Annotated in this window: 11 protein-coding genes, 2 tRNA genes and 2 riboswitches; of the genes, 3 read left to right on the top strand and 10 right to left on the bottom strand. The window is 57.7% G+C overall.

Going from position 1 to position 10,522, the window contains the following annotated elements; genetic code table 11:
- Window positions 1-212 precede the first annotated feature (212 nt).
- Window positions 213-1,475 (bottom strand): UDP-N-acetylglucosamine 1-carboxyvinyltransferase, encoded by a 1,263-nt coding sequence (murA, locus tag HMPREF2857_RS05830; RefSeq protein ID WP_239272592.1) that lies wholly within the window; start codon window positions 1,473-1,475, stop codon window positions 213-215.
- 47 nt (window positions 1,476-1,522) lie between these two features.
- On the opposite strand from murA, the gene HMPREF2857_RS05825 reads away from it, so the two are divergent.
- A complete protein-coding gene (locus HMPREF2857_RS05825; RefSeq protein WP_048733794.1) occupies window positions 1,523-2,122 on the top strand; it encodes a cob(I)yrinic acid a,c-diamide adenosyltransferase in 600 nt (199 codons plus the stop codon).
- 71 nt (window positions 2,123-2,193) lie between these two features.
- On the opposite strand, the gene ramA is transcribed toward HMPREF2857_RS05825, so the two are convergent.
- The 5 genes from ramA to HMPREF2857_RS05800 form a co-directional block, all read right to left on the bottom strand.
- Window positions 2,194-3,030, bottom strand: a complete 837-nt coding sequence (gene ramA, locus HMPREF2857_RS05820; protein WP_005511953.1) for an acetate metabolism transcriptional regulator RamA — start codon at window positions 3,028-3,030, stop codon at window positions 2,194-2,196.
- Between the two features lie 475 nt (window positions 3,031-3,505).
- Window positions 3,506-3,763, top strand: a riboswitch (cobalamin riboswitch).
- Between the two features lie 194 nt (window positions 3,764-3,957).
- A complete protein-coding gene (locus HMPREF2857_RS05815) occupies window positions 3,958-4,782 on the bottom strand; it encodes an energy-coupling factor ABC transporter ATP-binding protein (RefSeq protein WP_070643101.1) in 825 nt (274 codons plus the stop codon).
- 2 nt (window positions 4,783-4,784) lie between these two features.
- A complete protein-coding gene (cbiQ, locus tag HMPREF2857_RS05810; RefSeq protein ID WP_049193122.1) occupies window positions 4,785-5,522 on the bottom strand; it encodes a cobalt ECF transporter T component CbiQ in 738 nt (245 codons plus the stop codon).
- Window positions 5,519-5,896: an energy-coupling factor ABC transporter substrate-binding protein gene (locus tag HMPREF2857_RS05805; RefSeq protein WP_070643100.1), complete on the bottom strand. Its 378-nt coding sequence runs from the start codon at window positions 5,894-5,896 to the stop codon at window positions 5,519-5,521. Before HMPREF2857_RS05805 ends, cbiQ begins: the two co-directional genes overlap by 4 nt.
- A 38-nt stretch (window positions 5,897-5,934) precedes the next feature.
- The gene (locus HMPREF2857_RS05800; protein WP_083310513.1) at window positions 5,935-6,717 is read right to left on the bottom strand and encodes an energy-coupling factor ABC transporter permease; all 783 of its coding nucleotides are present in this window, start codon (window positions 6,715-6,717) and stop codon (window positions 5,935-5,937) included.
- 66 nt (window positions 6,718-6,783) lie between these two features.
- A riboswitch (cobalamin riboswitch) is annotated at window positions 6,784-7,053 on the bottom strand.
- 303 nt (window positions 7,054-7,356) lie between these two features.
- Here HMPREF2857_RS05800 and cysK point away from each other — a divergent pair.
- A complete protein-coding gene (cysK, locus tag HMPREF2857_RS05795) occupies window positions 7,357-8,289 on the top strand; it encodes a cysteine synthase A (RefSeq protein ID WP_070643097.1) in 933 nt (310 codons plus the stop codon).
- 115 nt (window positions 8,290-8,404) lie between these two features.
- Window positions 8,405-8,998 (top strand): serine O-acetyltransferase EpsC, encoded by a 594-nt coding sequence (epsC, locus tag HMPREF2857_RS05790; RefSeq protein ID WP_005511963.1) that lies wholly within the window; start codon window positions 8,405-8,407, stop codon window positions 8,996-8,998.
- A 70-nt stretch (window positions 8,999-9,068) separates the two neighbouring features.
- Here the strand turns inward: epsC and HMPREF2857_RS05785 are convergent, their stop codons facing one another.
- The 4 genes from HMPREF2857_RS05785 to HMPREF2857_RS05770 form a co-directional block, all read right to left on the bottom strand.
- Window positions 9,069-9,350, bottom strand: a complete 282-nt coding sequence (locus tag HMPREF2857_RS05785) for a GNAT family N-acetyltransferase (protein ID WP_048733762.1) — start codon at window positions 9,348-9,350, stop codon at window positions 9,069-9,071.
- Between the two features lie 107 nt (window positions 9,351-9,457).
- Window positions 9,458-9,913 (bottom strand): hypothetical protein, encoded by a 456-nt coding sequence (locus tag HMPREF2857_RS05780; RefSeq protein ID WP_048733759.1) that lies wholly within the window; start codon window positions 9,911-9,913, stop codon window positions 9,458-9,460.
- 157 nt (window positions 9,914-10,070) lie between these two features.
- Window positions 10,071-10,143, bottom strand: a tRNA-Phe gene (locus HMPREF2857_RS05775).
- Between the two features lie 19 nt (window positions 10,144-10,162).
- Window positions 10,163-10,239, bottom strand: a tRNA-Asp gene (locus HMPREF2857_RS05770).
- Window positions 10,240-10,522: the final 283 nt, after the last annotated feature.

Genomic DNA, 10,522 nt, shown 5'->3' with positions numbered 1-10,522 from the left:
GCCACGCTGACCTCCAGATACATTACACACACCCCACCAAAGACACAAAACCCCAGGTAAAATAGCGAAAACCACCACAAGCCACCACTGGAGAATCACTCCCTACGGTTCTGAAGCATCCAGAACCGAAGACTTGCGATGGTTTTCCGCACCGCGCGTTTAACTAGCACCGTGCGCTTAGCCGTTAGCCATTGACCAGAGGCCAACAATCACTAGCTAACCCGTTCAACCGATGCGCCAAGAGAATTGAGTGTCTCTACGAAGCCCGGGTAGCCACGGTCGATGTGATAGACATCGTGCACCTCAGTGACGTCACCTTCTTCAGTACACAGCCCAGCAAGCACTAGTCCCGCTCCGGCGCGAATGTCCGAAGACCACACAGGTGCGGAACTCAGCGTTTCCTTTCCGCGAATCATCACGTGGTGGCCATCGATAGTCGCGTCCGTGCCGAGGCGAATCATCTCGTCGACAAACCGGAAGCGCGACTCAAAAACGTTCTCGGTAAGCACTGACGTCCCTTCGGACACCGCGGACAGAGCAATGGCCATGGGCTGCATGTCCGTCGGAAAGCCTGGGTATGGCAGCGTTTGATAGTTCACACCCTGCGGACGCCTGTCCATACGCACGCGGAAGCCCTGCGGGTAGGTCTCGACCTGAGCGCCTGCGTTCTTCAGTTTTTCCAGAGGAAGGTGCAGGTACTTAGGGTTAATGCCAACGACCGTAATATCGCCGCCGGTCATCGCTGCAGCATAAGCCCAGGTCCCTGCGATAATTCGGTCGCCGACAACCTTGTGCTCAGTCGGGTGCAGCTTCTCTACGCCCTCAACCGTGATGGTGTTAGATCCCGCACCCGAAATCTTGGCGCCCATCTCCACGAGCATCTCGCACAGGTCGACAATTTCGGGCTCACGGGCGGCGTTATCCAGCACAGTCGTACCTTCCGCTAGTACGGCCGCGGTCAGAATATTCTCGGTCGCGCCGACGGACGGGAAGTCCAGCTTGATGTTCGCCCCCTTGAGTCGCCCCGCCTCAGCCACCACGCAACCGTGGTGAATATAGGTGCGTGCTCCCAATTTCTCCAGGCCAGCCTGATGCATGTCCAGCGGGCGGGAACCAATAGCGTCACCACCGGGCAGTGCGACAATCGCGTTACGGGTACGCGCCGTCAGCGGCCCGAGCACACAGACCGAAGCGCGGAACTGGCGCACGGCATCGAAATCGGCGTGATGCGAGAGTTCTTCGGGCACCGTGATTTCAATCCGGTCGCCCTCGCGCGTCACGGAGCAGCCGAGCCCTTCGAGGACCTTTTGCATCAATGGCACGTCGTCAATTTCAGGGCAGTTCGTCAGTACTGTCGTGCCCTCGGCGAGAAGCGCCGCACCCATCAGTTTCAGAACCGAGTTCTTCGCCCCGGAAATCTGAACCTGACCATTTAGCGTCGCTCCGCCTTTAACCAGAAATCGCTCATTTCCCACTCCCCCAGCCAACCACATTTCGCAATATCGCGCTTAGGCTTGAAGCTATGAGCGTTCATCTAACTCGCATTTACACTCGCACCGGCGACGACGGCACCACTGGATTATCCGATTTCAGCCGCGTTCCCAAGGATGATTCTCGCCTTATCGCCTACGCCACGTGCGAGGAGGCCAACGCCGCACTCGGCCAGGCGCTCAGTTTCGGCACGCTTGACGACGAAATCTCGGCTGTCATTCGCTACGTGCAGAATGACCTCTTTGATGCCGGAGCCGACCTGGCAACACCTATTGAAGAAAACCCGAAGTACCCGCCGTTGCGTATCGAGCCGGATTACATCGAGCGACTCGAGCACTGGTGCGACCAGTTCAATGAACAACTGCCGAAACTGGATTCCTTCATCCTCCCGGGAGGCACACCAGCCGCGGCACTGCTGCACACAGCTCGGGTGATTACTCGCCGGGCCGAGCGTGCGGCATGGGCTGCCTGCCGCGAGTTTCCCGAAACCACCTCAGTCCTACCGGCGAAGTATCTCAATCGCCTGTCTGACCTGTTGTTTATTCTTTCGAGAGTGGCCAATGACGGCAACGACGTTAAGTGGATCCCCGGTGGTGAGCGCGAAACCGAGCGGCAAGCAGGGGGTAAGTAGCGGGTCAAGTAGCAGAACTGACTACCCCAATACCCGCGGGTTTGGGCGCAAAGGAACCGTCGTCAAGCGGTTTACGGCAGTGCGCCGATGCGACGGGCCGCGTTGACGGCCTCGTAGCGAGTGTGGGCGCCCAGCTTGCGCATCACGGAGCGGAGGTAGGACTTAACCGTCTCGGCACCGATACCCATCTCCTCTGCGGCCTCGACGTTGGTGTGACCGAGGGCGACACAGGCGAGAACATCGAGCTCACGAGCCGACAGCTTGGTGGTCTGCTTGACGCGAACCGGGGTGACCATCTGGTCACAGAGCACCTCGAGTTCCTGGCGCAGCTTCTCGTCATCCACACGGTTAGCGAGCATGCGCAGCTTGGAGTGCGTGGAACGAACCTGCTCCCACTCAGCGCCATTCATGATGCGGCCGCCCTTACCGTTGCCAGAACGATCCATGTTGCGGCAGGCATCGACGACAGCGAGGTCCTGCTCCAGGCAACGGGCGGTCATTGTGACCTCTTCAAGAACCTTGTCCCCCAGGCGCACCGAGGAGTGCACGCCACCGTAGAGCACGCCACGGACAAGACGCGAAACGATCACCGGCACGGCGACCAGCGAGTGCAGGCCTTCGTCACGAATCTTGTCGTCATACTCATGGGTAATAACCTTGGCGCGCAGGTAGTCACTGACACCCACCGGGCGGCGCGTGGCCAACACGCGACCACCGACACCCGCACCCGATTCCACAGTCAGATTCTGCAGGGCCGGAGTACGCAGGCCAACCCAGTTGTTGATCTGCATCTTAGAGTTATCGGTGACTTCCGCATACATTGTGACCGGAATACCAGTCGCATTCTTTAGGGCGACCAAGGACGACTTAATAACCTCATTGTCGTCCAGAATGCGGTGGGGATCCATCTCGCGTCCTCCTGCGTAACGGGCAAATTGCTTCACTGGCACCCACAGAGGCACCATCAGCCTGTGACTTCGCGCCGACTTACACTCCTACGAAATGGCCAACTACCGCTCAGCGGCCACTGACCCTTTCGGGGGCTGTAAACCGTACAAAGTAGATAGTACCCTCCGAACGGGTACACCTGCATTAAGGCATCCGTCACACAATCTTAGGAAACAACTAGGTTTCTCTACAAGTACGTAAAGAAAATACCAGGATAAATCCTGTCATTAGCCCCGCCTCGGCCGAATAAATACAAGGCAGGGGGTAGCTATTTTTCCGCTAACAAACTGCGTGAATGTTAATAACAGAGGGTAATGAACGGCGTTTTACCCCCAATGCGGACATTTTCGAAAAAGACCTTCGCTTATTTTGCATCGTGCGCTATTGTCATACATGCAACAGGTTTTGTTGAGTTCCACTTTCAATGCTACGTCCTCCACGTGGTTGTCCGAAGGTGGTGCACAGCAAACGCAAGAGGGAATCCGGTGCAATTCCGGAACTGTCCCGCAGCGGTAATCTGGAACAAAATTCGCCAACGGCACTGAGGTTATTTCAACCTTGGGAAGCGGCGAAAAGTAGGAAAATTGATAATAAGGATCTGCACGTAAGCATTGAAGCTTGCGGCAGTCGTCATCCCCTTATTGTCGGTCACGCCAGAAAGTCCGAATACCTGCCTGATGCGCCGAGGGCACTGCAAAGTGTCACGGCCACGGAGATCGCCCGCGGACAGGTGTGACGTGAAATGGAAGCGAAGAAATGCGACAGCTTCGCCTATATTTCTAGGCCTATTTTCATAGGCATTACGCCCTGCCCGCGGGCGTTTTTCTCATTTTTAGCGCGGTTTAGCTGCACATATCGATGAGCTATTCACCAACCAAGCCACTCGCCTAAACATCCTCTGGATGGCACACATCTCGCCCAATCGCCTTGGAGACCACGGGCGCCCAGGGCAAAGCCAGTCGAGCATGTTCGACCAACCGTCGATCGGCCAAAATTTCTTCCTTGGCGCCGACGCGCAGTTTGCCGTCGGCAAGCACCGCTGCCCTATCGGCGAAATTCCACGCGAAGTCGATGTCGTGCGTGGCGACGACGACGGCAGTGCTCTGATCGCGCAATTGATTGAGCGTGTGTGCAAGCTTTCGGGTCGCCTGCGGATCGAGGCCGGCGGAGGGCTCGTCGAGAAGCAGCACACGCGGATGCATCGCCAGCGCACCAGCGAGAGCGACGCGCTTGCGCTGACCATAGGAAAGCTGGTGCGGAACGCGTTCGGCGAGATCGGTGATCTCGGCGGTACCTAGAGCCTGCCGGACGCGCCGTTCGACTTCCTCGTTCTTAAGCCCCAGGTTGACGGGACCGAACGAGACGTCTGCAAACACGCTAGCCGCGAAGATTTGCTCATCCGGATCCTGCGTGACCATCTGCACTGAGCGACGGACCGCATTGCGGCCGTGCCGGGAGTACGTGTAGACGGTGCCGTCAAGGCGGACCTCACCACTATTGGGCTTAGACGCTCCCGCGAGCATACGCAACAGCGTGGACTTGCCAGAACCGTTTGCGCCCAACAGCGCTAGGCGCTCGCCGCCCGAAATTGCCAAATCCACGCCTTTCAGGACGTGGGTTTCGTCGTAAGCGTATGTAACGGCAGCTGCTTCCACAATGGCACCGCTGGCACCATGCGGGTGATCAGCGGTATTTTTCCTGCTGATCGACATCCCTATACACCCCATTTCAGCAGCGCCCAGGCCGCGATCAACGACAACAGTAATGCACTGGATATCACGATGAACTTCGGCTGCCTGGGTCGCGAAATCACTAGTACTTTCATTGCGCTCGGGTCGGCGCGAAGCTCGATTCCCTCTTGCATCTTGCGGGCACGGGTAAAGGCAATGACAAAGAGGCTGGCGGACTGTGCCGCTGCATCTCGGATCATCGCCCGGCGCGTGGAGTGCCCCAGACGTCGTGCTTGGGCCTCAGTCATTGAACGCGCAGAGTGAATCAGCACGCCGGTCATCCGATAAATCACCTCAGCGAGATAAGTCAGGTACCGAGGCATGCCGTGCTTGTCGAGCCAGGCAATGAGCTCCGAAATCGGAGTAGTCAGCGCAAAGACCATCGTGCAGCTGATACCCGCAAACGAACGCATCACAACCTGCGTCATTCGCTGCGGGCCATCCGGCGACCACGCAAGGCCGTCGGAGGTAAGCGCTACCAAAAGCGGAAATGCGCCGACGAGCACAAAAGCCGCTGGTGCCAGCACCATTGCCACATACAGCTTGCGGGGCACTCGGGCTATGTACGCAATAGACCAAGCAATGACCGCGATGACCGGTGCAAAGGGAATTGGCGGTAGCGCAACCGCCAGAATCAACAGCCCGCCGAGCAGCAGAATCTTTTCACCCACGTTGCGGCGTGCCCAAGCGCTGCGCGCCGCTGCGGCTTCTAGCGCATTCACTGCTCTTTCTCGCGCTTGTCTGAACGCGCAGCAGCCTTCCCTCGGTAGAAGCCAATAACGTAGAACAGGACGCCAGCACCGATAACGGCCTGGAGCGCGAACAGACCCGACTCGACCTCACCCGGCAGCTCGCCGACGAGTGGCTCGAACCACGGCTCGTAGTTCGGGTCGATTTCCTGAATTGTCTCCGTAGCGGTGGCATCAGTGCCGGCGAACGGCTCCTCGGCGTCGTCGTCCCCGTAGTTGAAGAACAGCGGGAACATGGCAATTACGGCTACCAGGACAATGAGACCAACGCTGACCCACACGGAGTTCTTCTTCGGCTGGCTAGCTGCCTGTGCGTCGACAATCTGCGCGTTGTTTTTTGCATTCATAATCGTGCTCTCTTTCGCTTCTTTTCGCTTGACGACGGCTACTGCTTCTGGCCGGATACGGATGCAGCTGCCGCATTCTGCGAAGTGGCAGATCCTGCAACAGCGTCAGCCGTGGTGTCTGCAGCTTTCGCCTCCAGCGCCGGTGCTGGCGCATCGCCGAAGCGGGACAGGAAGCCGAGATCGAGGAGCTCAGAATGTGCCACGACCAGCAAGGTGCGCATGAGAATGACGGTGACCAGCGCCTCGATGATTGCCAGCGGAATCTGCGTGATAGCGAACAGGCCGAGGAATGTAGCCAGCGCGCCGCCAACACCTCCCGGGTTTGCCGGGTGTGCAAGAGCGAGCTGAATGGAGGTCACGACGTAGGTGGAGAGGTCAGCGAAGAACGCTGCCATAAACACACCTGGTAGTAGGCCTCCGCCGAGCTTTCGAGTCAATACGTAGAAGGCGTAGCCAACCCACGGGCCGACGATTGCCATGGAGAAGATGTTCGCACCGAGCGTCGTAATGCCGCCGTGAGCGAGCAAGATTGCTTGGAAGAGCAACACGATGGAGCCAAGCAGCGCCATCACCGGAGGTTTGAAGATTACAGCACCAAAACCTGTACCTGTCGGGTGCGAAGTGGAACCCGTCACGGATGGAATCTTGATTGCGGAGAGCACGAAGGTAAACGCGCCGGCAGCACCGAGCAGCATGCCGCTACCGGGATGTTCTTTCATAGTGCGCTTGACTTGAATTGCGCCGTGAATGACAAAGGGAGCGGCAGCTACGCCCCACCCAATGCAATGAGTAACTGGGAGAAATCCCTCAGCAATATGCATGATGTAAATCATCTTTCTACGGCGCTATTCACCTCGACAGCACCGCTCGACCGCCAATCCGCGGACGCGAATTGGATGATTTACAGTCGGTCTCCTGGCTGATGGGCTGAGGAAAGCTTCACACTTCTATTAATGCTTCGCCTCCTTCCCCAAAGGTTTGAGTCCCCCTGAGTGGCTTCGACGAAGCACCGCAATCGCTGAGTCCATTGTCTGCGTTTTCCGGTTATCGCATATAACCGCTGTGCAGATAAGGGCCGCAATCGCGCCCAATCACAGTGGCGAGGGCCGCTGCCTATTTACAAGGCATTCCCGTGCACTGTAAATCACGTCTCAGAATAGTGGATTCTAAGAAACTTTAATGCTCTTTACCCTCACAATGGAGGTAAGGACGAGCAAGGCAATGAGATAGCGTTAACGCGGCAAGAGCAGGAGCATTGCGACAATAGCGGTGCGACTGCGACGACGCCGGCCGCGGCGACTATGACGGTGGCGACACCGGAACTGACAGCTTCCACTTCCCTACGCAAGCCATGAAATAGACGAACTGGTCTGTACTAATTGCAGGATCAGGCGTACACTACGGCTACACGCGAAAACTCATTAGGAAGTCCTCTGTGATTTCCGGAATGGATAAGATTAATGACTATTTATAACGATGTCACTGAACTGATCGGCAACACCCCGCTGGTTAAGCTCAACCGTGTTACCGAGGGCCTGCCGGGCAACGTGATTGCCAAGCTGGAGTTTTACAACCCTGCCAACTCGGTCAAGGACCGCATCGGCAACGCAATTTTCGATGCCGCCGAGCGCTCTGGCGAGCTCAAGCCGGGCGGAACCATCGTCGAGGGCACCTCAGGCAACACCGGTATCGCGCTGGCAATGGTCGGCGCAGCCCGCGGTTACAAAGTCATTCTCACTATGCCGGACACCATGAGCCAGGAGCGCCGCGTCGTTCTGCGCGCATTCGGCGCTGAGCTTGTACTCACCCCGGGCGCGGATGGCATGCGCGGTGCTGTCGATAAGGCCAACGAAATCGTGGCTAACACCGACAATGCAATCCTGGCTTCCCAGTTCGCCAACCCGGCCAACCCGGCTATCCACGAGGCAACCACTGGTGAAGAAATCTGGGAAGCTACCGACGGCAAGGTTGATTACTTCGTGGCTGGTGTCGGCACCGGCGGCACCATTACCGGTGCTGGTCGCACGCTGAAGAAGCACAACTCGGACATCCAACTGGTTGCCGTTGAGCCGAAGGCCTCCCCGCTGCTGACCGAGGGCACCGCCGGCCCGCACAAGATTCAGGGTCTGGGCGCAAACTTCGTCCCAGAGGTTCTCGATCAGGAGCTTCTCGACGAGATCATTGCGGTTACCAACGAGGACGCTATTGAGGTCTCCCGCAAGGTCGCTGCAGCCGAGGGCATCCTCGGCGGCATTTCCGCCGGTGCAAACATCAAGGCTGCTCTCGAGATTGCAGCCCGCCCGGAGTCCGAGGGCAAGAACATCGTCGTGATTGTTCCTGACTTCGGCGAGCGCTACGTCTCCTCCATCCTGTACGAGGATCTGCGCGACTAAAGCCGAGCACTATAAGCACCCGTAACCTTCTCTGCAGAGCCCGCTAGCTGGCACTTTCCGTCGGCAAGCGGGTTTTTGCATTGCCCACACCTCCGACCAGATAGAATTGACGCCCATGAGTGACTTTTTCCGAATCCTCAAAGAGGATCTGGACAATGCCCGCGCGCATGACCCAGCTGCGCGCAGTGATGTAGAAAATGCCATTGTCTACTCCGGCCTACACGCAATCTGGATTCACCGATTCTCGCACCGCCTTTGGAAACGAGGCGGGATTTTCAAGGGCATTGCACGAGTACTCGCACAGTTTTCCCGTTGGCTGACTGGTATTGAGATTCACCCGGGCGCTCAAATTGGCCGAAGGTTCTTCATCGACCACGGTATGGGCATCGTCATTGGCGAAACCGCAGAAATCGGTGACGGCTGCATGCTCTACCACGGCGTGACGCTTGGCGGCCGCTCACTGGAGAAGGTAAAACGCCACCCCACCCTGGAGGACAACGTCACCGTCGGAGCAGGTGCGAAAGTCCTTGGCCCCATCACAATTGGTGCCGGCTCATCAATCGGCGCCAACTCCGTGGTCACCCACAGCTGCCCACCCGATTCCATCGTGATAGGAATTCCGGGCCGCGTACGCCCTGCCAAGCCCGAAGAGCACAAGCCGTTGTGCGATCCGGCGGTGTACGTCCAGGGTGACGGAGACTTCATCTAGCCCCGCCCTAAAACTAGCTCTACATACAAAAGCCGGCCGGCTTCTTTGTGCGTTCTTCGCCCTTCAGCGACTAGCCAGCCAGTAGATCCTGGTATTCCGGGTTTTTCTCCACGAAGTTGGCAACAGCGGAGCAGCTGGTGCGAATCTTTCGGTTGTTCTTCCGAACATCATCCAGCGCGCCTGCGATAAGCGGCTTGGACAGGCCTTGTCCACGGAATTTGCCATCTACAACCGTGTGGTCAAAGTCCAGGGCACCTTCCACCGGGGTGTAAGCGGCAAAGCCGGCCTCTTCTCCCTCTACGGTGAGAACGTAGCGCTGACCGGCCTCATCATGCGAAATAGTGTGTGCCATTTTCGGAATCACTTCCCTCTCATGGTTGTGAAGCGTCGTCATTGCAAACGACTCTTAGGATGTAACCCAGATAACAGCTCTCGCTTCGGATTAATTCCGAATTCTGGTTAATTCTGCACTAGCGGGGGTTCGCCCGGGTGCTCGTCGGCACGCCCGACAGCGACACGGCACGGGACATCGCCCTTCGCGACCTTAGTCGCAGCCTCCCCCTCTGCCCACCCTGGGCTGACGGCCTCAGCGAGCGGGCCTGCCAGGTCCGCCATTTCGCAGTGAGACAGCCCCGGAGCCACCACACTGATGCGGTAACGCTTCCGATCCCCCGGATCCATGCCCGGGTTGGCCTCCGCCCACAAATCAGCGAGAGAGGAAGTGCGCCCCACATCGGGCATGACATCCTCGTAGACGTTGACTTCCTGATCCGGAATCAGTTCCGCGAGCACCCCACGAACCTTCTCAGCAGCCGATTGACTGCCCTCAGCATCCGTGTAGACGAAGATGCGCACGACCCACGGCAGCGTCTTATCGTCGGACAGCGTTCCTGCTGAGGCGAATTCCTTACTCATGCACAACATCCTATCCGCTAGGGTGTGTACGCGGTTTAATTTCCCCCACTTTAAGGTTTTCGCACGGCTCGATGCACTGTGCTTTACGACGATCCCCGCGACAAACACCTGGTAAAACAAAGAATCCCCAGCCCGTTTTCGGACTGGGGATTAATTGTGGCCAGAAGCGGGATCGAACCGCTGACCTTCCACTTTTCAGGCGGACGCTCTACCGACTGAGCTATCTGGCCAGACTTGAAATTAATCAAGTGGCGACCCTGACGGGACTTGAACCCGCGACCTCCGCCGTGACAGGGCGGCGCGCTAACCAACTGCGCCACAGGGCCTTAAATGCCGTGCTCAACTTTCTGGATTACCAGCGCTGTGCACGAGTTGTTACTCTACAGAACAGCGCTGAACATAAGCAAATCGCCAGTTCATGGCAGATATTTTAAGTTGAAAACTGACATCCAGCCCCGGGTCTCGGGGCAATCTAGACTGTGGCAAAAGCTCTCCCCACCAAACCCGGGTAAAGCCCCCCCTCTCCCCCAGTGTCACTGATGCGAGTTACTGACTACGTTTATGGCTGGCGGCGTTGGTAGGGTCAGGCGGTCATTGCATCATGGATAA

Origin of the sequence: Corynebacterium sp. HMSC076C10 (assembly GCF_001812455.1) — a bacterium.
Taxonomy (GTDB): Bacteria; Actinomycetota; Actinomycetes; order Mycobacteriales; family Mycobacteriaceae; genus Corynebacterium; species Corynebacterium jeikeium_D.
Note: the sequence above shows the minus strand (reverse complement) of the source record. Positions and strands in the feature narration are given on the sequence as shown.

What these genes read in the sequence shown, in the direction of transcription:
- HMPREF2857_RS05825 (WP_048733794.1), top strand. Translation starts at nt 1,523, where the DNA reads ATGAGCGTTCATCTAACTCGCATTTACACTCGCACCGGCGACGACGGC.
- ramA (WP_005511953.1), bottom strand. Translation starts at nt 3,030, where the DNA reads ATGGATCCCCACCGCATTCTGGACGACAATGAGGTTATTAAGTCGTCC.
- HMPREF2857_RS05815 (WP_070643101.1), bottom strand. Translation starts at nt 4,782, where the DNA reads ATGTCGATCAGCAGGAAAAATACCGCTGATCACCCGCATGGTGCCAGC.
- HMPREF2857_RS05805 (WP_070643100.1), bottom strand. Translation starts at nt 5,896, where the DNA reads ATGAATGCAAAAAACAACGCGCAGATTGTCGACGCACAGGCAGCTAGC.
- HMPREF2857_RS05800 (WP_083310513.1), bottom strand. Translation starts at nt 6,717, where the DNA reads ATGCATATTGCTGAGGGATTTCTCCCAGTTACTCATTGCATTGGGTGG.
- cysK (WP_070643097.1), top strand. Translation starts at nt 7,357, where the DNA reads ATGACTATTTATAACGATGTCACTGAACTGATCGGCAACACCCCGCTG.
- epsC (WP_005511963.1), top strand. Translation starts at nt 8,405, where the DNA reads ATGAGTGACTTTTTCCGAATCCTCAAAGAGGATCTGGACAATGCCCGC.
- HMPREF2857_RS05785 (WP_048733762.1), bottom strand. Translation starts at nt 9,350, where the DNA reads ATGGCACACACTATTTCGCATGATGAGGCCGGTCAGCGCTACGTTCTC.
- HMPREF2857_RS05780 (WP_048733759.1), bottom strand. Translation starts at nt 9,913, where the DNA reads ATGAGTAAGGAATTCGCCTCAGCAGGAACGCTGTCCGACGATAAGACG.